This is a genomic window from Lysobacter sp. TAB13 (genome assembly GCF_052113885.1).
GTDB lineage: Bacteria > Pseudomonadota > Gammaproteobacteria > Xanthomonadales > Xanthomonadaceae > Lysobacter > Lysobacter gummosus.
Genome location: NZ_JBFRDR010000417.1, coordinates 1 through 358 on the forward strand (window position 1 = coordinate 1; position 358 = coordinate 358).

The following is a 358-nucleotide window of genomic DNA, read 5'->3' on the forward strand; positions in this document are numbered from 1 at the left end:
GGCCAACCCGGCCAATCAGCCGGCGCGCACCGGGGCACCGGCGGGCGACATCCCGAAAGGCGCGGATTCCGTGCTCGGCAACCTCGGTACATTGGGCGCAGGCGGAATCGGCGGCTTCCTGAACGGAGGTCTGGGAGAGCTGCTTGATCGCTTCAAGCAGGCCGGCCAGGGCGAAAAGGCCGATTCCTGGGTGCRCCAGGGCCCCAATCAGGACGTTGCGCCCCCGGACCTCGAACAGGCGATCGGTCCCGACATCCTGGCCAAGCTCGAACGCCAGACCGGCCTGTCGCGTGACGAGTTGCTGTCGCGCCTGTCCCGGCAGCTGCCGGATGCCGTCGACCGCTATACGCCGGACGGC

1 protein-coding gene is annotated in these 358 nt (G+C 69.2%); it reads left to right on the forward strand.

Annotation, left to right across the window (positions count from 1 at the left end):
- On the forward strand, positions 1-358 hold a 358-nt coding region (locus tag AB4Y92_RS26775; RefSeq protein WP_441822376.1), incomplete at both ends, for a YidB family protein.